This is a genomic window from Shewanella sp. AC34-MNA-CIBAN-0136 (assembly GCF_040309945.1).
Classification (GTDB): domain Bacteria; phylum Pseudomonadota; class Gammaproteobacteria; order Enterobacterales; family Shewanellaceae; genus Shewanella.
In genome coordinates this window covers 19,705-43,116 of sequence record NZ_JBEOPJ010000005.1, presented here as the reverse complement: position 1 = coordinate 43,116, position 23,412 = coordinate 19,705, and the positions used below count along the sequence as shown (strand labels likewise).

14 protein-coding genes are annotated in these 23,412 nt (G+C 40.4%); 11 read left to right on the top strand and 3 right to left on the bottom strand.

Annotated elements, in window-relative coordinates; genetic code table 11:
* Positions 1–79: 79 nt before the first annotated feature.
* From AAEY94_RS06260 to AAEY94_RS06250, 3 genes are all read right to left on the bottom strand, one after another.
* Positions 80–2,725 (bottom strand): PqiB family protein, encoded by a 2,646-nt coding sequence (locus AAEY94_RS06260; protein WP_350978022.1) that lies wholly within the window; start codon positions 2,723–2,725, stop codon positions 80–82.
* The gene (locus tag AAEY94_RS06255) at positions 2,712–3,308 is read right to left on the bottom strand and encodes a paraquat-inducible protein A (protein ID WP_162024350.1); all 597 of its coding nucleotides are present in this window, start codon (positions 3,306–3,308) and stop codon (positions 2,712–2,714) included. The genes AAEY94_RS06260 and AAEY94_RS06255 overlap by 14 nt, the downstream gene beginning before the upstream one ends.
* A gap of 109 nt (positions 3,309–3,417) precedes the next feature.
* On the bottom strand, positions 3,418–4,044 hold the full coding sequence (locus tag AAEY94_RS06250) for a paraquat-inducible protein A (protein ID WP_011637688.1): 627 nt from the start codon (positions 4,042–4,044) through the stop codon (positions 3,418–3,420).
* Positions 4,045–4,257: 213 nt separating this feature from the next.
* On the opposite strand from AAEY94_RS06250, the gene AAEY94_RS06245 reads away from it, so the two are divergent.
* From AAEY94_RS06245 to AAEY94_RS06195, 11 genes are all read left to right on the top strand, one after another.
* Complete coding sequence (locus tag AAEY94_RS06245) at positions 4,258–4,551, top strand: YebG family protein (RefSeq protein ID WP_101086979.1); 294 nt, start codon at positions 4,258–4,260, stop codon at positions 4,549–4,551.
* A gap of 49 nt (positions 4,552–4,600) precedes the next feature.
* The gene (gene msrC, locus AAEY94_RS06240; protein WP_101086980.1) at positions 4,601–5,059 is read left to right on the top strand and encodes a free L-methionine (R)-S-oxide reductase MsrC; all 459 of its coding nucleotides are present in this window, start codon (positions 4,601–4,603) and stop codon (positions 5,057–5,059) included.
* Between the two features lie 277 nt (positions 5,060–5,336).
* A complete protein-coding gene (gene proQ / locus AAEY94_RS06235) occupies positions 5,337–5,948 on the top strand; it encodes an RNA chaperone ProQ (RefSeq protein WP_011637685.1) in 612 nt (203 codons plus the stop codon).
* Positions 5,949–5,969: 21 nt separating this feature from the next.
* On the top strand, positions 5,970–8,021 hold the full coding sequence (prc, locus tag AAEY94_RS06230) for a carboxy terminal-processing peptidase (RefSeq protein WP_182743775.1): 2,052 nt from the start codon (positions 5,970–5,972) through the stop codon (positions 8,019–8,021).
* Between the two features lie 132 nt (positions 8,022–8,153).
* Entirely contained in the window at positions 8,154–10,715 is a 2,562-nt protein-coding gene (gene pepN / locus AAEY94_RS06225; RefSeq protein ID WP_350978017.1) for an aminopeptidase N, read from the top strand.
* 89 nt (positions 10,716–10,804) lie between these two features.
* Positions 10,805–11,020: a DUF2835 domain-containing protein gene (locus AAEY94_RS06220; RefSeq protein ID WP_162023284.1), complete on the top strand. Its 216-nt coding sequence runs from the start codon at positions 10,805–10,807 to the stop codon at positions 11,018–11,020.
* 315 nt (positions 11,021–11,335) lie between these two features.
* Complete coding sequence (locus AAEY94_RS06215) at positions 11,336–13,384, top strand: DUF1302 domain-containing protein (RefSeq protein ID WP_101086984.1); 2,049 nt, start codon at positions 11,336–11,338, stop codon at positions 13,382–13,384.
* Between the two features lie 13 nt (positions 13,385–13,397).
* Positions 13,398–14,762, top strand: a complete 1,365-nt coding sequence (locus tag AAEY94_RS06210; protein ID WP_101086985.1) for a DUF1329 domain-containing protein — start codon at positions 13,398–13,400, stop codon at positions 14,760–14,762.
* A 58-nt stretch (positions 14,763–14,820) separates the two neighbouring features.
* On the top strand, positions 14,821–15,831 hold the full coding sequence (locus AAEY94_RS06205) for a WD40/YVTN/BNR-like repeat-containing protein (protein ID WP_101086986.1): 1,011 nt from the start codon (positions 14,821–14,823) through the stop codon (positions 15,829–15,831).
* A gap of 49 nt (positions 15,832–15,880) precedes the next feature.
* Positions 15,881–18,187 (top strand): efflux RND transporter permease subunit, encoded by a 2,307-nt coding sequence (locus AAEY94_RS06200; protein ID WP_192115042.1) that lies wholly within the window; start codon positions 15,881–15,883, stop codon positions 18,185–18,187.
* Between the two features lie 328 nt (positions 18,188–18,515).
* Positions 18,516–23,363, top strand: coding sequence for an NAD-glutamate dehydrogenase (locus AAEY94_RS06195; RefSeq protein WP_350978011.1), 4,848 nt, complete (start codon positions 18,516–18,518; stop codon positions 23,361–23,363).
* Positions 23,364–23,412 lie beyond the last annotated feature (49 nt).

Here is a 23,412-nt window from a genome sequence, read left to right as displayed (position 1 = left end):
GAAATCAATAAGATAAATAAAAAGGCCGATAAATATATCGGCCTTTTTTTTGTACTAATTGTATTATCTCTAGCTGAGGTTACTTAGTTTGTGTAGGTCGCCATTGTGCCCATTCATCTTGCATATTCTCATGCAATGGGAAACGTTCGGTTGCATTGATACTGTTACTGTCTGATGTTGTATCTTGGGTCGCAAATGCTATACCACCGGCGAGTATCGTTTCTAATGAGCCTGTTTCTAACTGTGCACCCGAAAATAAACCGACGTCTAATTTAATACCAGAGGCATCCCAAAACTGGCTAGTCTGGTTGATTAAGTGACTATATTCAGCATTTACATGGGCAAACAACGTAATTTCAATCCCTGAGTCATCCAACCTGTATCCATCAATTTGTCCGACTTTAATTCCGCGGAAAAATAGCGGTGTACCGACCTTAATAGAACCTAGTTGATCGTCAACTAATTGGAATGCTAATGCATCTTTAGGTACGGTAGCCTCAAAGCTCGAGTGAGGTTGGGCAACAAAATTATCAATAATTTCTGTGCTGTTACCTGGGATAACACCAATATAAGGACCCGTTAACAGTGTTTCTGGGGCATTAATACCCGCTAAAGAAATTTGTGCATCGACGATAAAAAATTCAGTGTCACTGGCACTAAAATGGTTTACGTAATGGCCATAAATATAAGCTTGTGCATTCTGAGTGTTTAAATCTCGATTTAGTTTAACCTGTGACACTTCACCAATTTTATGCCCTTGATAGCGAATAGCCGCTTTTTCTGACACTTTAGTACTCACAGGCAGAGTGAGGTTGATGACTTTAGCCTGCATGAGTGCGAGTGACTTGTTGTCATATAATCGTAGATTAGGTTGATTATTTTCAGTATCAACTCTGTCGTCTATATGTCCAAGGGTAATACTGCCATTTATTGCACCTTTCAATGGTGCAACATTGATATCGACACCGGCTAAACTGGCATTGATGGCTACAGCGTCATTACGCCAAAAAACCGTAGTCGGCTTAATTAACGGAACAAATTTATTGTCGATATTGATATCGATATTAAATTTATCCGTTTTAGCTAACCAATTGACTTTATTCACTGAGCCTATTTGCATTTTTTTGTAATAAATTGGTGAGCCTTCAGCTAAGTCGGCACCATCAATACTAGTTAAAGTAAAGGGTGTCAGCTGTTGTTGAGCGTAAAGCGTTTGGGCCGATTCAATTGATTCGTGCAGTGTTAAAGTACTATTAGCCGAAAGCAGCATTTCGCTGTTACCCGGAATTAAGCTAATAGCGCCTTCCAACATCGTAGTGAGGTCGCGAGTTTTAACATTAACGCCCTCTAGTGAAGCATTAATGGCTATGGCACTTTCAGGAACAAAGAAGCTTCCCTTAGTCAGCAAACTCTTAAATTCTGGTTGAATTTCAATGCTATATTCAACAGTTGAAAAGTCTTTACTTAAACCAATACTGGTTATCTGCCCTATAGGCAATTGTTTATATCGCACTTGCGCGCCATTACTGACACCTGTGTGGGTCGTGGCAACTACCGTCAATTTAAGTTTGTCTTGACTGAGCAAATCGGGAGCATGTGATGCCAATTCAAATTGCATCGCCTCTTCGGTTATTTGAGTGCCTGGTAAGACATTAATAACACTGCCAGTAACCAGTCTACTGATATTTTTGACACCTTTTAATGATAACTCGGCACCACTTATCCAAAATTGGCTATCGTTGGTAATTAATGCTTTGTAATGATGTTCAACCCGAGCAATAAGCTTCACTCCAGTGTCGGTTAAGGTTACTTTTTCTATTTCACCAATAACGATACCGCGGTAGGTGATGGCGGTGCCTTCATTAACATCTTCACTGCTAGATGCAGTTAAATCAAAATGAACACCTCCAATAGCGGTAAGCTCATCCTCATATAGGTTGTAAACATCACCATTTTGGGCCTTTTCAGTGTAGCTGCCGGTATCAAAGCTGATGCCGCCGGCCAAAATAGACGCGATACTTTCAGTGCTGACTTTTATCCCCGCTAAAGAAGCATCGATTTTCAAGCCCGATACATTCCAAAAATGGGAGTCTTTATTGACTAAATGGGCATATTGTTCTTGAACAAATGCGCTGATAATTATTTGTTTATTTCCGTCGAGGCGATAACTGACAATGCTTCCGACAGGTGCTTGACGGTAAAATACAGGCGAGCCAACATCAATCGAACCCAGTTTAGGGGATTTTAGTTCGATCATCAGTCCTTCACTGCCGGGGAGTATCGCAGGCGCTTCACGTTGTGCTTCAAATACGGTTGCAGAGCGGCCATCACCAGGTTGAAGGGCAATATAATTACCAGAAAATAACGTATCGAGCCCTTCAACTCCGGTAATACTTGCTTTAGGTTTTACTAACCAAAAAAGGGTGTTTTTATTGAGGAAAGGGTCGGCACGGTAATCCATAATAACTTTAACGTTTACCCCTTTTAGATCATCGTCAATACCAATGTCAGTGACTTTACCTACCGTCAATCCTTGGTATTTGACCAACGTTTTGCCGATATCAATACCCGTAGCACTAGGGAAATGTATTAATATTTCAATGCCGGATTCTTTAATGCTTTTGACCCCTAACCAGGCACCTAATATCAAAGCAACAACCGGTAATAACCATATTGGCGAGAATAACTTTTTCTTCACAATTTTAGGCGATTCAATTTGTGTCATCAGTGTTTTCCAAGCGGTCCCAAAGTAATCGAGTATCTAACACTTTTGCTGCAACTTGTGTTAGTAAGATAACTAACGCAAATGCTGTCGCGGCAGGTGCAGGTTTTGCGTCTAATAATTGCCCCATATTAACTAAGGCAACGGTTAATGAAATAACGAATAAATCGAGCATTGACCAGCGGCCGATCCATTCAATAATGTGAAACCCAACCATTAATTTTCTTTTTGATATTGGTAAGTTAAAACTAATAGCCGTCAAGTAAGTCGCTAAGCCAATAATTTTAAGCCAAGGTACTAAAATACTGGCAGTAAAAACAATAATAGCAATCGGAAACATACCGGTTTTGACTAAATGACTAATGCCACTAAAAATGGTGTCATTGGTGACCACTCCGCGATTAGTTAATAAGGTAATAGGGTAAATGTTGGCGACAACAAGTAAAATTGTCGCGGTAACTAATAAAGCCCAACTTTGTTGGATGCTGGCATAATTACGGCTACTTAATTGACTAAAACAACGTCGACAATGACTGTTACTTGTGACGTTAAGTTTGCGACAAACAGGGCATAAACATAAGCCCATTTTCTTGCCCTGAAGATGAGGTAAAACCTCAGTTTTCGGCTCGTTATCGGTATTCGCAGTTTGCTTAGTGCTGTCCACTATATGTTCATTGGATGGTGTAATTGGAGTACTAGGCATCTACATAACTCCACATGTGTTCTAGGTTATATTCACGTTGTAAAAATAAGATGATGATAAACAACATTGTAAAACTGAATGTTCCCATACCAAAATACACATCGGAAAAGTCTGATAACTGAAAGGCCGACACGAGAAAACTGATGACATAAATTTCTAACATGGTCATTTGTGATATCAAACCATGATTTTTTAACAATGTAGTGTAGGTTCTTTGCCAAAATGAGTTGTGCAGTTTTAATTTTACAATTACAACTTGAGCCATAATTGACAAAATCAATAACCCAGGCGCGATAACTGCAGCAACCATTACCGCTAGGCCTACAACCCAATATCCTTCGGCCCAAACCGTCACAGCAGCTTGCAGCACCGTAGTGGTTCGTACACTGCCAAGGAAGTGGATTTCGAGTACTGGCAATAAATTAGCAGGAATAAAAATAATTAACGCCGCAACGCATAACGCTAGCATGCCATTAATGGAGCAATAAGGTGAATCATAGAGCGCCGTGTGGCAACGCGGACAAAGCGCACGGGCACTTGAAGGCAAAGCTCGTTTTCTCACTGCCAAATCACATGATTGGCATAAAATTATAGAATCATGATCATCAAATTCATGCATGAAGAATTAATCTAATCCATAGTAAAACACATTATTGGGTAGCGAAGAGTCAAACCTCTCTGCTTGGCCTTATATTGGCAGAAAAATGAGTTAATTGTTAAATAATCTCGATTTTCTTGTGCTTGATAATATCAGAATAATCAGAACACTTGCATCATAAGTTAACTATGTGAGATTCTATGCACTGTATATAAAAACAGTGAGGATTACATCATGGCAGTGATAACCCAATTTGTCGTGGTCAGAGAAGGGGTGGAAAAGATGACATTTATATCGAAGAAAGAGGCTGATGCCTACGATAAGATGCTCGATATTTCCGATAACCTAGTGCCATTTCTTATTAAGGCAGACCTCGGACTTGATGAAAATAAATGCGAACAGCTGGCATTTTATCTAGCAAACAATAAAGATGAGCTTTCTAACTTGCTAAAAGGCATCGTACAGGTTAAAAACGCTCCTACAGCGAAAACTAAAAAGACTACGGCTAAAACTACATCTGCAGAATAGTCGTATTCATCACTCATTCTTCGATTGAGTGTCAGCTTAAGGAATGGACATGAAAACCGAATTTTACCAAACATTAAATCGTCAAGCACAAGCTTTACTTGAAGGCGAAGATGATTTGATTGCTGCTATGGCAAATTTTTCAGCGTTGCTAAATGACAACCTAGAAGACCTAAATTGGGCAGGTTTTTATATTAAGCGTGGTGAACAATTAGTCCTTGGACCATTCCAAGGTAAAGTGGCTTGTACCCGTATCAATATCGGCAAAGGTGTTTGTGGCACTGCCGCAGCAGAAAATAAAACCCAACGAGTTGCCGACGTTCATCAATTTGATGGCCACATTGCATGCGATTCTGCCAGTAATTCAGAAATCGTGATCCCTGTTAGGCAGGGTAATGAGGTTGTGGCAGTGTTAGATATTGACAGCCCATTACTGAATCGATTCGATCAAGATGATCAAATTGGTTTAGAAAACATGGTAAAAAGTTTCGAAACTTGCCTATTTGGTTAAATAGCGAACAAATTAGATTAAATCATGGTCGCATTCGCTGTCGCGGGCTTTATAATATGCCGCTATACGCATTTGTGCTGGATTTACTGATGAGCGATGATTAAGCTGAGAGTAAGTTTGGTTAAATTGTTAAGGTTTGTTTCAATGACTTTAGCAAACTGGCGGATAGTGATATTTTGTACGTTAAGCCTTAACAGTAAGGTTTAACGAAAGATGAACGACTGCAAGGCAAATTGTATGCCGCATAATCAGTCCCTTTATTAACGTGGAAGTAAAAATGGAATCAACAGACAAGTTGACCGACACCAACGCAATTTTAGCGTATTTATATGAAACCTTTCCTTTATGCTTTATTGCAGAAGGTGAAACGAAGCCATTAAAAATTGGTTTGTTTCAAGATTTGGCTGAACGGTTAGCTGATGATTCTAAAGTCAGTAAAACACAATTACGTGTAGCGCTTCGTCGTTACACAAGCAGCTGGCGCTATTTGAAAGGCGTTAAAGCAGGTGCTAAACGTATAGATCTTGACGGTAATGAATGTGCTGAATTAGAACAAGAGCACATTGACCATGCTATTTTGACGCTTAAAGAAAGCCAAGATAAAGCTAAAGCAAAACGTCAAGCGTTAGCGCCTAAAAAGCCGGCAAAGAAAGTGGCACCTAAACGTGCTCCTGCCGTTAAAAAGGAACGTCCTGCACCGGTAGCGGCTCCAGTGATTAAACTTGTGCCGGCTAAGCTAGAAGATTTAAAACAAAAACAACGCGTTAATGTTAAATTAGGTGCCACACCTGTTCCTGGTGTTGTGACTGATATTAATAAAGAGGATGTGCTTGTTCAATTAGATTCTGGCTTATCCATCAAAGTACGTGCTGAGCACATACTATTATAGAAATTTAAGGAGTACTTGTTGATGCGAAAACTTACCTTGGCCGCGTCAATTGCCAGTTTATTTGTCGGCTTTTCGGCATGGGCAATTTCACCAACGATTCAAATCAGCGAGTTACCTAAACTAGCACAAGAGCCACAACATAAAGTGGCTAGCAAGCGAGTAACAACTTTGTTTACTCGCTCGCATTATCATCGTTTTGTACTTGACGATGCATTCTCTGAGCAAATATATACCCGTTTTCTTGAGCAACTTGATTATCGTCGTAATGTGCTGACTGCGGCAGACATTGCGAGCTTTAGTCAATATCAAAACCAGTTTGATAACATGGTTGAATCAGGCGATATTAGCCCTGCATTTACCATGTACGACCTAGTACAGAAACGTCGTTATGAGCGTTTTGCTTATGCGTTGTCTTTGCTTGATAAAGAGTTCGATTTTACTCAAGCTGGCGATGCGTATGAATTTGATCGCAAAGATGCGCAATGGCCAAAAGATGAAGCCGAAGTGAATGAACTTTGGCGTCAGCGCGTTAAATATGACGCGTTAAATCTTAAATTGACCGGTAAAAAGTGGCCTGAAATTGTTGAAGTGCTCGAGAAGCGTTACAACAATGCCATTAAGCGTTTAAGCCAAACACAAAGCGAAGACGTGTTTCAAACAGTAATGAACGCGTTTGCTCGTAGTGTTGAACCTCATACAAGTTATTTATCTCCTCGTAATGCAGAACGTTTCCAAATGGAAATGAATTTAAGTCTTGAGGGTATTGGGGCCGTGTTGCAAATGGATGATGACTACACCGTCATCAAAAGTTTAGTGGCCGGAGGGCCTGCTGCCAATAGCGAGAAATTATCACCAGAAGATAAAATTGTTGGTGTTGGTCAAAAAACCGGTGACATTGTTGATGTCATAGGTTGGCGTTTAGATGATGTTGTTGATTTGATCAAAGGGCCAAAAGGAAGCGAAGTCGTATTACAGATTTTACCGAATAAAGGCGGGGCTAATGCTAAACCTTTTGAAGTGGTCATTACCCGAGATAAAATTCGTTTAGAAGACCGTGCCGCGACCTCAAAAGTGGTTGAGCCTAAAGAAGGCCAGTATGCCAATCGTAAAGTCGGGGTGATTCAAATCCCTGGATTTTATATGAATTTGTCACAAGATGTGGCTAAAGAAATCACTAAACTTGAAAAAGACAATGTTGAAGGGATTATTATTGACCTTCGTGGTAATGGCGGTGGAGCATTAACCGAAGCGACATTACTCACAGGCCTGTTTATTGACATGGGCCCAGTTGTTCAAATCCGTGATGCTAATGGTGGCATTAATCAAAATCGTGATAATGATGGCGCCAGTGCATATAATGGCCCATTGGCGGTGATGGTTGATCGTTATAGTGCATCGGCTTCAGAGATTTTTGCTGCGGCTTTACAAGATTATGACCGCGCACTTATCGTCGGTGAGTCTACCTTTGGTAAAGGGACTGTTCAGCAACATAAAAGCTTGGGTCGTATTTATGACATGTATGAAAAGCCAATTGGTCACGTACAATATACTATCGCTAAATTTTACCGTATTAATGGTGGCAGCACTCAATTAAAAGGCGTTACGCCTGATGTCCGTTTTCCAAGTGCTTTAGAGGCTGGCGAATACGGCGAGTCAGAGGAAGAGAATGCTCTGCCATGGGATAAGGTTCCCGTTGCTCAGTACTCTACTTTAGGGAATATCAACCCTATGCTGATCAACAATCTTGATGTTAAACATAAAGAGCGTATCAGCAAAGATGTAGAGTTCAGTTATATATACCAAGACATTACTGAGTTTAAAAAACATCATAAAGACAAAACAATATCACTTGTTGAGAGTGAACGAATTGCTTCTCGTGAAGACGATGATAAGCGTGCTTTAGACCGAGCAAACGCACGTCGAGTCCATCAAGGTTTGGCTGCCGTGAAGTCTTTAGACGATATTGAAAAAACAGATGATAGCAAGTTACCTGATCCCTTTTTAGATGAAACGGCTTATATCACCCTCGATATGGCTGACGTAGAAAAAATAGCTAAAACTAACTCAAAGTAATTTTTTATTACTGTTAAAAAACGCGCTTAGGCGCGTTTTTTCTTAATCACAATCACTAAAAATAGTACCAATTCGATAAAGACCACGCACATTTAATCATATTGGCATTAGTACCGTTCAAGAGGAACATGTATGAACCAAGCGCAAGAAAAACACCTAAAAGATTATACCAAGCCTTCATTCACCATTACTCATGTTGATTTGAACGTTATTCTGGATGGCAAAAACACTAAAGTGACAGCCATCAGTAAGGTGATCCGTAATGGTGAGCATCAGCATGATTTAGTGCTTGATGGCGAACAACTTTCGCTAAGTACAGTGAAACTTAATGGTGTAGCGGCTAACTATCGTCAACACGACAACCAATTAATAATTAGTACGGACCAAAATGAGTTTGAATTAGAAGTGGTCACCTTGCTTGACCCTGAGGCAAATTCGAGTCTTGAAGGGCTTTACATGTCAGACGGTGCTTATTGTACCCAATGTGAAGCAGAAGGATTTCGCCGGATCACCTATTTCTTAGATAGACCCGATGTTCTGGCTATTTATACCGTGCGCGTTGAAGCCGATAAACAGGCATTTCCATTTTTGTTAAGTAACGGCAATTTAATTGATAAAGGGGAGATGCCTCGTTCTGGTCGTCATTTTGTCAAATGGCATGATCCATTCCCTAAACCAAGTTACTTATTTGCCTTGGTCGCTGGAGACTTTGATTTACTTAATGACAGTTTTACGACTCAAACTGGTCGTGAAGTCAAACTGCAAGTTTTTGTTGATAAAGGCAACTTACATAAAGCTGATCACGCTATGGCATCATTGAAGAAATCAATGAAATGGGATGAAACTCGTTTCGGTCTTGAATATGATCTTGATATTTATATGATTGTTGCAGTTGATTTTTTCAATATGGGTGCGATGGAAAATAAAGGCTTGAATGTCTTTAATACCAAATACGTGCTCGCTGATAAAGCCAGTGCAACAGATGAAGATTATCATGGTATTGAGTCGGTTGTAGGCCATGAGTACTTCCATAACTGGACTGGTAACCGAGTCACGTGTCGTGATTGGTTTCAGTTAAGTTTAAAAGAAGGCTTAACGGTATTTCGTGATCAAGAATTTAGTTCCGATGTTGGGTCGCGCGCAGTTAACCGCATTCATGCTATTCGAGTGATGAAAAATCAACAGTTTGCTGAAGATACCGGTCCAATGTCACATCCTATTCGGCCTGAAAGTGTAATTGAAATGAACAATTTCTACACTGTGACGGTATATAATAAAGGCGCTGAAGTTATCCGCATGATGCACACCATTCTAGGCGAAGAAGGCTTCCAAGCTGGAATGAAGTGCTATTTTGAGCGTCATGATGGCCAAGCGGTAACCTGCGATGACTTTGTTAATGCTATGCAAGATGCTAGCGGTAAAGATTTAACCTTATTCCGTCGTTGGTATAGCCAAGCTGGTACACCCGTTGTGACGGTAAAAGACCGTTTTGATGCGGATAAAGGTGAGTACCATTTAACCGTTACTCAACAAGTGATGTCGCAAGGTGTGAAGGGCCAAACCTTGCATATTCCGTTCAGTGTTGAGCTGTTGGATAGTGCAGGGCAATCAATAGTCAATAAAGTGCTAGATGTGACTAAAGCCAACCAAACCTTTGTGTTTGATGGACTAGAAAGCGCACCTATAGCATCTTTACTACAAGATTTTTCTGCACCTGTTAAATTGGTTTACGATTTTAGCATTGATCAACTTGTTCATCTTATGCGCCATGCTTCTAGCGAAGTGGCGCGTTGGGAAGCATCTGTGCAGTTAGTGAGCCAAGCCATTTGGAATAACGTTGCTCAGTTGCAAAAGCAGCAAGTCATGATGGTTGATACTCGTGTTGTTGAAGCATTTAGAGGCGTCATTTTAGATGCGAAAATAGATCAAGCTTTAGTGGCTGAGATTTTGTCTATTCCTACTGCTTCTGCATTAATTGAGCAGGTAGATAGTGTTGATTTAGATGCTTTGGCCAAAGCCAGAGAGTTTGTTGTTGAAGAACTTGCATCAGCTTGTGAAGATGAATTATTGGTACGTTATCGAGAGCTGATACTTATAGATAACGCTGGTGCTCGTGCATTTAAAAACATTGCCTTGTCATTGTTATGTCAAGTGACCGATACTCATGAATCATTAGTTGAAAAGCAATATTATTCAGCTAAAAATATGACTGATAGCTTAGGGGCTTTGAAAGCGGCAGCTACAGCCAAACTAGCCTGTTTACCTATGTTATTAAGTGACTTTGAGTCTACGTGGGAATCAACGCCATTAGTGATGGATAAATGGCTGACATTACAAGCGTTAGTGAATAGCGATGAAGTGATAGATCAAATTAAAACGCTGACAAAACACAGCAGTTTTAGTTTTTCTAACCCGAACCGAGTACGTTCATTGATTGGGGCTTTTGCCGCCGCAAACACTTATCAATTTCATCGTGCTGATGGCGAAGGCTACCGTTATTTGACTAAAATTTTAGTCAAATTGAATAAGTCGAATCCACAAGTCGCATCGCGAATGATCACACCATTAATTCAGTTTGCCAAATTCGATCAACATCGTCAGCAATTAATGAAACAGTGTTTAGCAGAGTTAAAAGCTTTACCGGATTTATCAAAAGATTTATATGAAAAAGTCACTAAATCATTGGCCGAATAATAGCGTCACGGCTATTCATCTAGTATGAATAGTTAGACTGTTTAGTATGTTAAAAAGGAGAGCTTGCTCTCCTTTTTATGGAGTAAATTATGGAGTTATTATTTTCTCTTAACGTAAGTTATGAAGCATTTCTACCATATTACCAAGGACTTGCAGAGAAAGTGCAAGTAAGAGATCACCACGGTCGTGTGTTGCACATCAATGGTAAGTATTTTAGACCTTATTTAACTCCTCAAGGTATTCAAGGACAGTTCAAATTAGTCCTTAACCAAGATGGGAATTTCAAATCACTTAATAAATTATAGAGTATTTACTTCAAACGTTTGATTGATTAGTGGTGTGTGAAGTAGCACCCCGTTAATATATATAAGTCTATGAAAATAAACTTTTTTCGTTAATGGTTAAATGACTGTAATTATATCGTCTGTGTTAATTCAAATATAGGCTGGTTTTATTTTGTCGTTTTTACCCCGACATCGTTAATTTTCTTAAACATTTTCTTTTTTTTGACCTTGCTCAATATAGTTAAATGCTGTAACAATGGTGTTGCCTGTGGGCTAACAAGATGTTGGTTAAATTCCTATAACAACTAATCCAACAGGTTACGGAGATGAACTAAAATGAATATTGTTAAAAAAAGATTTAACAAGTCGGCTCTCGCTTTGGGGGTGGTGTCGGCATTATGTTTGGGGATGAGCACTTCAGCCTCAGCCGTTTCTTTTGATTGGGGTGATGTACGAGGTACATTTGACTCAACTTGGACTGCAGGTGCGAGTTGGCGTGTGTCAGACCGCGATTGGAATAATCAAATCGGAAAGGTAAACCAACCACAATTCGATTGGTCTGGTTATTCGGCATTTGGTGGTGCGTTTGGATCAACCAAATATACCTCAACAGAAATTTGGACTCAGCCTGGTTCTTATTCAAGCAACAATGACTTAAGTAATTTGTTGTATGCACAAGGTGATACCACGTCTGAGATTGTTAAAGGTCTCCACGAATTATCATTAAAGTATGAAAACTACGGTATCTTTTTACGTGGTATGTATTTTTACGATCGCAAATTAAATGATGGTGATTATGGCTTTAACGATCCATTAACCGGAAAAGAATTTGATCCTTGTGAAGATAGCAAAGCGTCAGAAGTGCAATGTAAAGATATTCGCTTACTAGATGCATTTGTTTACGGTAACTGGGATTTAAATGACGGCGCTAACCCATTAAGTGTTCGTGTCGGTAACCAAGTCGTTTCATGGGGCGAAAGCACCTTGATTTCTCACGGTATTGCTGAAATCAATGCTGTAGACTTAAATATTCTTAATGCACCAGGTGCGGAGCTCAAAGAAGCATTCCGTCCACAAGGCATGGTTTGGGCATCGTTAGGTTTATCTGAAAACTTAAACCTAGAAGCATTCTATCAGTATGATTGGCAGCCAATTTGGATCCCTACACCGGGGTCAAACTTTGCAACCAATGATTTTGCTGGATATGGTGGCTATAACCAAAATGCACAATTGGGTTTCAACTCCAATCCAGATATCAACCAAGATTTCCTTATTTCAGAATATTCACGTTTATATGAAGCTGCAGCCGCTACTGGGTTTAACTCAGCATATGCCGCTTACATGACTGCTTATTCAACTAAGGTTGCTTTGGTTCAAGATGCTGCAGATCCTAGTGATGATGGCCAATTTGGGGTTAAATTAGGCTATTACTCTCCAGAACTGGGCGAAACTGAGTTTGGTTTTTATTACATGAATTACCACAGTCGTCGTCCAATTATTAGTGGTACTGCCTCTAACTTTACTGCAGAAGCTATTGGTCGTGATTATGGCCGTTTAGCACAAAGTGGTGGGAACATTGACCGCGAACTTTTGTTAAGTATGGAAACCTTTACCAAATCGCAAATTGTATATCCTGAAGATATCCAGTTGTATGGTTTTAGTTTTAACACTTTGGTAGGCGATACTTCTGTTGCTGGTGAAATTTCTCATCGTGTTGATGAGCCATTGCAAATTGACGACGTTGAATTACTTTTCTTAGCGATGCCTCAGCAGCTCGCTAATGCGGGTCTTCGTCCTGATTTAGATGGTATTTCACAAATGGATAATGTGGAGCCTGGCTCAAACGCTGAGGGGTATATACTTACCGATACGACTCAAGCACAGGTAACCTTTACCCACTTATTCGGCCCGACATTAGGTTTAGATAATCTAACCATGCTTGCTGAAGTCGGTGGTGTGTGGATCCATGATATGCCTGGTTTTGACGAATTACGTCTAAACGGTCCAGGAACAGCTCGTTCTGGTGGTAACCCAGAAATGACTGGTATTATTGCCGCATTACATAATGGTCCTGAAACCAATCCATTCCCAACAGATTTTGCGTGGGGTTATCGTTTAGTGGCGAAAGCTGACTTTAACAATGTGTTTGCTGGTGTGAACATGTACCCAAGAGTGATTTTCTCTCATGACGTTGATGGCATTACACCGGATCCAATGTTCTTATTCACCGAAGGCAGAAAATCTGTCGCTTTGGGTGTGAACTTTGATTATCAAAGTCGTTGGGGCGCAGATATTTCTTACAACAGCTTCTTTGGTGGCGTAGGAACAACAAATGCGATGACAGACAGAGATTACATCTCTTTCAACGTCAAGTATTCGATTTAGAAGGATAATTATAATGAAGAAACTGACGATATTATCGGCAGCAGTGATGCTAGCACTAAGTGCACCTGCTGCGCTGGCGAAAGTATCACAAGCTGATGCAGACAAATTGGGTACAACATTAACCCCTATGGGTGCAGAAAAAGCGGCTAATGCCGATGGTTCAATTCCTGTTTGGAGTGGTGGTATTAGCAAACCTATAGCGGGTTACACTAAGGGTATGCATCATCCAGATCCTTTCCCAACTGACAAAGTGCTATTTACGATCACTAATGAAAATAAAGCCCAGTATGCTGAGTTTTTAACCCCGGGTCAGAAACAATTATTTGAAGTATATCCAGATACTTACAAAATGAATGTCTATGAAAGTCGCCGTACTGCAGCCGTACCTCAATATGTTTATGATGCGACTAAAGCCAATGCCGTTAGAGCTGAGTTAGTTTCACAAGGTAACGGTATTACTGGGGCGACCATTGGTGTGCCATTTCCAATCCCTGCTAACGGTTTAGAAGTGATTTGGAATCATATTTTACGTTATCGTGGTGTTGATGTAGAAACCTATCGTAGCCAAGCTGCGCCGATGTCTAATGGTTCTTACACTTTGGTTGAAAATGCTGAGGAAATTCGTTTTGAATATTCTCGTCCAGAGGTGACATTAGAGAAACTTAAAGAAACAAATACATTGTTTTACTTTAAACAAGTTGTGACTCAACCAGCACGACTTGCTGGTACAGCATTACTTGTAAAAGAAACCATGGATCAAGAGGCTCTTCCACGCCAAGCTTGGACTTATAACACTGGACAACGCCGAGTTCGTAAAGCGCCTAACGTAGCTTTTGATACACCTGGTACTGTGTCTGATGGATTAAGAACAACAGATGATTTCGATATGTTTAACGGCTCTCCAATGCGTTATAACTGGGAATTAGTTGGTAAGAAAGAGATTTACATTCCATACAATGATTATCGTTTACATTCAGATGCGTTGAAATATGACCAAATTTTAAAACCTGGCCATATTAACCCTGAATATCCACGTTATGAAAAACATCGCGTATGGGAAGTCAAAGCGACGTTAAAAGAAGGCATGCGTCATACATATAAAACTCGTGTGTTTTATATTGATGAAGATTCATGGCAAGTTGCAGTAACTGATATATATGATAATCGCGATGAGCTTTATCGTGTTGGTGTCGCTCATCTTATCAACTATTATGAAGTGCCTGCGCTTTGGAGTACCTTAGAAGTGTTCCACGATCTTCAATCTCGCCGTTATTTAGCAATGGGTCTAGACAACGAAGGTCGCATGTATAATTTTGATGCATCGCTTTCTGAAGCTAACTTTACCCCAGACGCCCTAAGACGTGCCGGTATTCGTTAACAAGCCATAAATAAAATGGGGCGCGGTTGCGCCCCTATAAATTGTAAAGGAAGTTTGTATGACGTTTAGCATGCTTCGCAGTGCAGTGGCGATTGGGATTAGTGCATGTTTATATACTACTTCAGTAGATGCTCAACTCGATCCACTCTCTGTTCAGATTCAACCCCTAGCTCAATCCTCTTTATTGCTTGATATTGCTAATGCTGGTGACAAACTTGTCGCGGTAGGCCAACGCGGTAATGTGTTGCTTTTGGACAATAATCAATGGCACCAAGTCGCGACCCCTGTATTGTCTCAATTAACCAAAGTGTTTTTTTTCGACGACAAACAAGGTTGGGCTGTCGGCCATGATGCCACCATCATCCACACTCAAGATGGTGGATTAACGTGGTCGGTGCAGATGCAATCTGCTGAAATAGAGAAACCTTTTCTAGATATTCGTTTTTATAGTCCCGTTGATGGTATTGCGGTGGGCGCTTATGGATTATTTTATCGCACCGCTGATGGCGGTAAAACATGGCAACAAGAATTTCATCAAGAATTATTATTTGAAGAAGATATTGCCTATTTAAATGAACTTAAAGCAGAAGATGAAGCATTGTATTTATCTGAGCGAGCTTCATTATTACCCCATTTCAACCGTTTAATTCGCCTGAAAGATAAACGATTGTTGCTTGTGGGTGAGCTTGGCTTGGTCGCGGTATCGAGTGATAACGGCCAAACATTTTCGAAAACTAACTTTGATTATGATGGTTCAATGTTTAATGCCATTGAAGTTGGCGAAGATGTTTATGTCATGGGCTTACGTGGTCATGTGTTTAAGTCAGACTTAACGCTATCCGCATGGCAAGAAGTTAATTTACCTGTCCAATCATCAATTAATAGCGCACTTATTACCGCTAGTAATGACTTATACCTGGTTGGAAATGCTGGGATTGTGTTGTCAGTAGATGATGATAAAGCAACAATTGTTGCCAGACGCCAAGGTGAAAATATAGTGGCAATTGCTAAAGACAGTAAAGGCCAGTTATGGTTTGCCGGTTCTAAGGGACTGTTCCAGCTTGATTAACCTTTTGGTTAAACTGGACAATTAAAACAACAATAATAGGGCCGAAAAGATGTTAGAAAAACTGGTCAATGGATTTGAATCTCATTTATTCCGCAATCGAAAATGGGTCATCATTTCGTTTATTTTTATTACTTTTTTCTTAGGGTATCAAGCCAGCCAATTAAAAATGGATGCTGCTTTTAGTAAAAATATCCCACTCAATCATTCGTACATGCAAACGTATACCAAACATCAAAAAGATTTTGGTGGTGCTAACAGTATTATGGTGGCGGTAGAAGATACCAGTGGCAATATATTTAACCCGGTATTTTTTGATGCGCTCAAAAATGTGCACGATCAATTATTTTTTATTCCGGGTGTAGAACGTTCTCAGGTTAAGTCGTTATTCTCACCTTCAACTCGTTTTACCGAAGTCGTAGAAGACGGGTTTGCCGGTGGTCCGGTGATCCCCGCTGATTTTAGTAATGATGATTACGGTCTTAAAATCGTTCGCGATAACATTGAAAAAGCTGGCATTGTAGGCCGACTTATCGGTAATGATTACACCTCTGCCATGGTGTCTGCGCAGTTAATGGAGTTTGACCCTCAAACGGGTGAGGCTATTGATACTATTGCGTTTGCAAATCAATTAGAGCAAGAGCTTCGTGGCAAGTTTGAAAACGATAAGATTAAAATTCATATTATCGGTTTTGCAAAAATGGCTGGGGATGTTGCTGAGGGCGCTAAAGGCGTACTGCTGTTCTTTTTAATCGCCATTGCGATTACTGCTGTAATGGTATACCTATTTTCAAAATCGATAGTGCTAACCGTCTTGCCACTAGTGTGTAGTTTGGTTGCAGTATTTTGGCAATTAGGATTATTAACCGTGGTTGGCTTTGGTTTGGACCCAATGTCGATTTTAGTGCCGTTTTTAGTGTTTGCTATTGGTGTTAGTCACGGGGTACAGATGATCAATGCTGTACGTCGTCGTGTGCTTGATGGCCAAACAACTAAAGCCGCTGCAGCGTCCGCATTTCGTAGCTTATTAGTGCCCGGTGGTGTTGCATTATTATCTGATACGGTTGGTTTTTTAACCTTACTGTCAATTGATATTGGTATTATTCGTGAGTTGGCTATTTCTGCATCGTTAGGTGTCGCGGTTATTATTTTAACCAATCTCATTTTACTACCATTGGTGATTTCATATTTTGAATTACCGAGTAAGCAAGACAGTCTTGAAAAACGTCAAAAAATTGAAAATATTTGGCGTGGTTTGTCTAAATTTGCGACCCCTAAATATGCCATTGTCGTATTGATTTCGACTGCGATACTTTACGCGGTTGGTTTTCAACAAGCATCCAAAATGCAAATTGGTGATTTACAGGGCGGGGCGCCTGCACTGCATCAAGACTCTCGTTATAACCAAGACACTTTCTTTATCACTAAACATTTTTCAATTACAACTGATGTAATGTCTGTGATTGTAGAAGCTACACCAGAAGCCTGTACTTATCATTCATTGTTATCTCAGATAGATCAGTTCGAATGGATGATGGCAAATACACCTGGGGTAGAGTCAACGGCAAGCTTGGCATCTATTGCTAAGAAAGTGAATGCAGGATTTAACGAAGGTAACCCTAAGTGGGAGATTTTACCGCGTACCACCGCGAGTTTAGTCCAAGCCGTTGGCCAAGTACCGACAACATCTGGTTTGCTCAATAGTAATTGCTCGGTTATGCCTGTGTACTTGTTCTTAAAAGATCACAAAGCTGAAACCATCGAGGTGGTTGTAGACAAAGTTAAAGCGGTTGCCGCACAACTTAACTCTGACACTTTGCAATTTAAGCTAGCATCAGGTCCTGTTGGTGTCATGGCCGCCACAAATGAAGCCGTGAGCGAAGCTCAGCTACCAATGATGCTATATGTATATGGCGCTGTGTTTGTACTGTGTTTAATTAGCTTTAAGTCACTCAAAGCGACGATAGCGGTAATTATTCCACTTTATGTGGTATCAACATTAGCGCAAGCATTAATGACCTTGCTTGATATTGGGTTAGCGGTGAGTACCTTACCGGTGATTGCATTAGGTGTGGGTATCGGCGTTGATTACGGGATTTATATCTTGTCGACGATGTCCAATAAACTCAGTAATGGCATGCCGGTGCAACAAGCGTATTTCGAAGCTCTCGTTGAACGTGGTAGTGCGGTTATCTTTACCGGCCTAACGTTAGCCATTGGAGTGAGCACTTGGTTCTTCTCAGACCTTAAATTCCAAATGGATATGGGAATTTTGCTGACATTTATGTTTTTAGTGAATATGTTGGGAGCAATTATTATTCTACCCGCACTTTCAGCGATGTTTTGGCGAAAAAAGTAACTAAAACATGTGATTAAATAAAAAAGGGAGCTTAGCTCCCTTTTTTATTTTGCATAGTTACTCTATGCAAACGACTTAAATGTCATTTTAAACGCGAATCTATGCTGCCGACTGGATTTATAGAGGATGTACCACTAAAATTTTCCTCGATATAGCAGCAATTTAGTAATAAACTTTGCACAAGATCTCAAATATGAGTTTCTTTTGTTAAACGAAAAACAGTTATTTACGTGCTACACACAAAATGACTCGGACCGACACAATCAACAAGCCGAAGCATCCATATAATGATAAGAGCGCTGCCATAGACGCTTAAGGAATCTGCAACATGGCCTTGAAAGATGCAATGCCTTCAGTACTACTGGAAAATGTAGTCAATTTAATTCACACAAAAATCCCTCATTCTCAAGCCAAACAAGTTGAGCAATTTGCCAATTGCCTCTACGCCCATATGTCAAAAGACGATCTCAATGCTCGTAATGACAGTGATTTATATGGTGCTGTAGTGAGCCTTTGGAATGCGCTGAATAAAACGGCCCAGGATCAAACCCACATCCGTGTATTTAATCCTAGCCAAGCAAAACATGGCTGGCAGTCAACTCACAGCATTATTGAGGTTATCCAACTTGATATGCCTTTCTTGGTTGACTCGCTCTCAATGGCGTTAAATCGAATGGGCATCACTGCCCATGTGATGTTACATACGCCATTAGCCGTTGTACGTGGTAATAACAACAATGTGTCAGATGTGTCATTTGTTAATGACACAACTGATAACAGCAATAATGTTGCTGTATTCTTGGTCGAAATTGATAAACAAAATAGTGATGCTGACATTAAAGCGATTGAAAAAGAAATTCAATCTGTACTTGCTGATGTCTCAGCGTCGGTCAATGATTGGCAATTAATGTCAGATACATTAACCGAGACTATTAAGCAATTACCTTCACGTCCATTCCCTGGTGATAAAACGGAATTGAAAGAGTCAGTTGATTTTTTAAACTACTTGAACAACCATCATTTCACTTTGCTTGGCTATCGTTATTACGATTTAAAACGTGTTGAAGGTGATGTTGAGCTTGTTCCTAATATTGAATCTAGCTTAGGGCTAATGAACCGTTCAAAAACCTCACACAGTGAGCGTGGTTTATTACTTTCAAGTTTATCTGATTCAGCCCGTAAAGAGGCATTAGATGAAAGCTTACTTGTTCTCACCAAGAGCTCTGCTAAAAGTCGTGTACATCGTCCGGCTTATGTAGATTATATTGGTGTTAAACGTTTCGATAAAAAAGGCAACGTAATCGGTGAAGATCGCTTCATTGGTTTATATGCTTCAAATCTTTATAACCGTAGCCCACGCGAAATTCCATTATTGGGCGAAAAGGTTCAGCGCATTCTTGATAATTCTGGGCTAACTCCGCGCTCGCATGATTATAAAGCGTTGATGAACATTCTTGAAAACTTACCTCGTGATGAGCTAATTCAAGCTAAAGATCCTGAGCTATCAAACATAGCTCATGGTGTTTTGGAAATGCAAGATCGCGATAAGTTAAAGCTGTTTGTGCGTAAAGACGGTTATGGTCGTTTCTTGTCGTGTTTAGTGTATGTGTCTAAAGACCGCTACAACACTAAGTTACGCCAAGACACTCAACGCATTTTGGCACAACATTTCCAAAGTAATGAAGATGTTGAGTTCACCACGTATTTTTCTGAGTCTACTCTGGCTCGCACTCACTATATTATCAAAGTTGATAATAACAATATGGATGTTGATGTGGCCGCCATTGAAAAAAATCTTATTGAAGCCGCTCGCTCGTGGGATGACAAACTGCACACTGCATTAAACAATGCCGTTGGTGAACAAGCTGGAACAGGACTGACAAAGCGTTATTTAAATGCGTTCCCACCTAGCTATAAAGATGATGTGTTACCAAGTTCTGCTGTGGTTGATATGCAGCATTTAGAAGCTTTGGATGATGATCATAAATTAGGCATGTTGTTCTATCAGCCACAAGAGTCGGCGTTAAATGACAATAAAGTTCGCTTAAAACTGTTTCATAAAGACGAGCCAATTCATTTGTCTGATGTTTTGCCAATGCTAGAAAACTTTGGCTTACGCGTGATCAATGAACGTCCGTACGAAGTGAAAACCAATGATGGCGCGACATTCTGGATTTTAGATTTCTTAATGACAGTGCAAGGCGCTGCCACAGAGAATCTAGCCGACAGTCAAGACCGTTTCCAAACGGCTTTATTGCAAGTGTGGCAGAAGAAGTTAGAAGATGACGGCTTTAACCGCATGGTACTGTCAACAGGCCTCAGTGGTCGTGAAGTGTCTATTTTGCGTGCTTATGCTAAGTATATGCGTCAAATTGATGCAACATTCAGTCAGTCGTACATCGAAGAAACGTTTAGCCGTTATCCTAAATTAGCGGACTTATTGGTGAAAATGTTCATCCGTAAGTTTAACCCTAAACTAAAAACGCGCACCTTAAGTAAGTTCCTTGAACAGGTGAACATACAACTTGATGACGTTTCAAGCTTAGATGATGACCGGATTATTCGTCGTTACTTAGATTTAATAAACGCCACATTACGAACTAACTTCTATCAAACTGCAGTCAGCGGCAAAGCGAAAGACTATATCTCGTTTAAATTTGCACCGAGCTTAATCCCAGAAATGCCTAAGCCGATGCCTAAGTTTGAGATTTTCGTGTATTCGCCTCGTGTTGAAGGTGTGCATTTACGCGGTGGTAAAGTGGCCCGTGGTGGTTTACGTTGGTCTGATCGTCGTGAAGACTTCCGTACCGAAGTACTCGGTTTAGTAAAAGCACAACAAGTTAAAAACACCGTGATTGTGCCTGTAGGCGCAAAAGGTGGTTTTGTGTGTAAGCAACTGCCGACAGAAGGTGGCCGCGAAGCATTATTCACTGAAGGGCAAGAATGTTACCGTATCTTTATCCGTGCGTTATTAGATATTTCAGACAACATTGTTAATGGTGAAGTGGTTCCACCCGCAGATGTTGTACGTCACGATGAAGACGATCCATATTTGGTTGTTGCTGCTGACAAAGGCACGGCAACATTCTCAGATATTGCTAATGCGATTGCGATTGAATATAACTTCTGGTTAGGCGATGCGTTTGCTTCTGGTGGTAGTAACGGTTATGACCACAAGAAAATGGGAATTACTGCACGCGGTGCATGGGAGTCGGTTAAACGCCATTTCCGTGAAATTGGTGTAGATTGCCAAACGACTCCATTTAGTTGTGTTGCGATTGGCGACATGGCTGGTGACGTATTTGGTAACGGTATGCTGTTATCTGAGCAAACTCAATTGGTCGCTGCATTTAACCATATGCACATCTTTATTGACCCTACGCCCAAAATTGCAGAAAGCTATGCTGAGCGTCAGCGTTTATTTGTACTGCCACGCTCAAGCTGGGAAGACTATAACGCTAAACTGATTTCTAAAGGCGGCGGGATATTCTTACGCTCTGCTAAGTCAATTAAATTGACACCAGAAATCAAGAAAATGTTGGACACTGACAAAGACACCATGAACCCAACTGAACTGATGAAAGAACTACTGAAAATGCCAGTAGACTTGATTTGGAATGGTGGTATTGGTACCTACGTTAAGTCGAGCAAAGAATCGCATGCTGAAGTAGGCGACCGTGCCAACGACACCTTACGTGTTAATGGTAAAGAAGTACGTGCAAAAATCATCGGTGAAGGCGGTAACTTAGGTTGCACTCAATTAGGCCGTATTGAATACTGCGCTAATGGCGGCCGTATGAATACCGACTTCGTCGATAACGTTGGCGGTGTAGATTGTTCAGATAACGAAGTTAACATCAAAATCTTCTTAAACACGTTAGTGGCAGAAGGTGAGTTAACCGTTAAACAGCGTAACCGTTTACTTGAAGACATGACTGACGAAGTCAGTGAAATTGTGATTAAAGATTGTAAAGATCAAACCCGTACGATTTCGGTTACCCAAGTACATGGTGTGTCACAGCTTAAAGAGCAAATTCGTTTTATTCAGTATCTTGAAAAAGACGGTAAACTTGACCGCGCACTTGAGTTCTTACCAACTGATGACGATCTTGCCGAACGTTTAGCCAATGGCCGTGCTTTAACTCGTCCTGAGTTATCGGTATTAGTTGCTTACGCTAAAATGGTACTTAAAGAACAGCTCGTGACACCTGAAATCACTGAAGATGCATTTTTAAGCAAGTTATTAGTGGCTTATTTCCCTAAAAAGTTACAAGCAAAATACGCTGATAAAATGACCGCACATCCTCTACGTGGTGAAATTATTGCTACATCATTAGCTAATGAATTAGTTAATGATATGGGCTTTAATTTTGTACAACGTATGCAAGATGAGACCGGTGCAACAGTTGCTGAAGCGGCTATTAGTTATACTATGGCCCGAGAGATCTTTGGTCTTGATGAGTTAACCGCTTCTATTACTGAGTTAAATGGTGTTATTCCGGCACATGTGCAGGGTGAAATGCTACATCTGTTACGTCGTAATATGCGTCGAGCATGTCGTTGGTTTATTCGTCATCGCAATCGTGCTCATGATATTGATCAAACAGTGGCATTCTTTAAGCCTGTATTTGAACAGCTTAAAGCTAACGTTGACCAGTATATGATTGAAGCTGAAGTTAAAGTGATTTCTGCTGAAATTACTACTCTAGTAAAAGAAAATGTCCCTAAAGCAGTTGCACTAATTGTCGCTAAAATGAGTACATTATTCTCTGCGTTAGACATTGCACAAATTGCTCAAATCGAGAATAAGTCAGTTGATCTGGTATCAGAAACTTACTTCAAACTCGGTGCAAAAGTTGAATTACATTGGTTCTTAGAACAAATCAATGCTCAACCTGTAGCAAACCATTGGCAAGCACTTGCTCGTGCGGCATTCAGAGAAGAACTTGATTGGCAACAACGAGCATTAAGTTCTGCAGTATTACGTACTTGTACAGATACTTGTGATGCAGATAGTGTTATTAATCAATGGATTACATTAAACAAACCATTGCTTGAAAGATGGTATCACATGCTAGCCGACTTCAAGGTTTCTCAAACCCATGAATTTGCTAAGTTCTCAGTCGCCTTAAGAGAACTGAACTTGCTGATTTTGCATTGCGAAGGTCAGAAGTAGTTTTTATAATGTGAATAAGCCCTGGCGATTGCCGGGGTTTTTTTTAGGT

What these genes read in the sequence shown, in the direction of transcription:
- AAEY94_RS06260 (WP_350978022.1), bottom strand. Translation starts at nt 2,725, where the DNA reads ATGACACAAATTGAATCGCCTAAAATTGTGAAGAAAAAGTTATTCTCG.
- AAEY94_RS06255 (WP_162024350.1), bottom strand. Translation starts at nt 3,308, where the DNA reads ATGGGCTTATGTTTATGCCCTGTTTGTCGCAAACTTAACGTCACAAGT.
- AAEY94_RS06250 (WP_011637688.1), bottom strand. Translation starts at nt 4,044, where the DNA reads ATGCATGAATTTGATGATCATGATTCTATAATTTTATGCCAATCATGT.
- AAEY94_RS06245 (WP_101086979.1), top strand. Translation starts at nt 4,258, where the DNA reads ATGGCAGTGATAACCCAATTTGTCGTGGTCAGAGAAGGGGTGGAAAAG.
- msrC (WP_101086980.1), top strand. Translation starts at nt 4,601, where the DNA reads ATGAAAACCGAATTTTACCAAACATTAAATCGTCAAGCACAAGCTTTA.
- proQ (WP_011637685.1), top strand. Translation starts at nt 5,337, where the DNA reads ATGGAATCAACAGACAAGTTGACCGACACCAACGCAATTTTAGCGTAT.
- prc (WP_182743775.1), top strand. Translation starts at nt 5,970, where the DNA reads ATGCGAAAACTTACCTTGGCCGCGTCAATTGCCAGTTTATTTGTCGGC.
- pepN (WP_350978017.1), top strand. Translation starts at nt 8,154, where the DNA reads ATGAACCAAGCGCAAGAAAAACACCTAAAAGATTATACCAAGCCTTCA.
- AAEY94_RS06220 (WP_162023284.1), top strand. Translation starts at nt 10,805, where the DNA reads ATGGAGTTATTATTTTCTCTTAACGTAAGTTATGAAGCATTTCTACCA.
- AAEY94_RS06215 (WP_101086984.1), top strand. Translation starts at nt 11,336, where the DNA reads ATGAATATTGTTAAAAAAAGATTTAACAAGTCGGCTCTCGCTTTGGGG.
- AAEY94_RS06210 (WP_101086985.1), top strand. Translation starts at nt 13,398, where the DNA reads ATGAAGAAACTGACGATATTATCGGCAGCAGTGATGCTAGCACTAAGT.
- AAEY94_RS06205 (WP_101086986.1), top strand. Translation starts at nt 14,821, where the DNA reads ATGACGTTTAGCATGCTTCGCAGTGCAGTGGCGATTGGGATTAGTGCA.
- AAEY94_RS06200 (WP_192115042.1), top strand. Translation starts at nt 15,881, where the DNA reads ATGTTAGAAAAACTGGTCAATGGATTTGAATCTCATTTATTCCGCAAT.
- AAEY94_RS06195 (WP_350978011.1), top strand. Translation starts at nt 18,516, where the DNA reads ATGGCCTTGAAAGATGCAATGCCTTCAGTACTACTGGAAAATGTAGTC.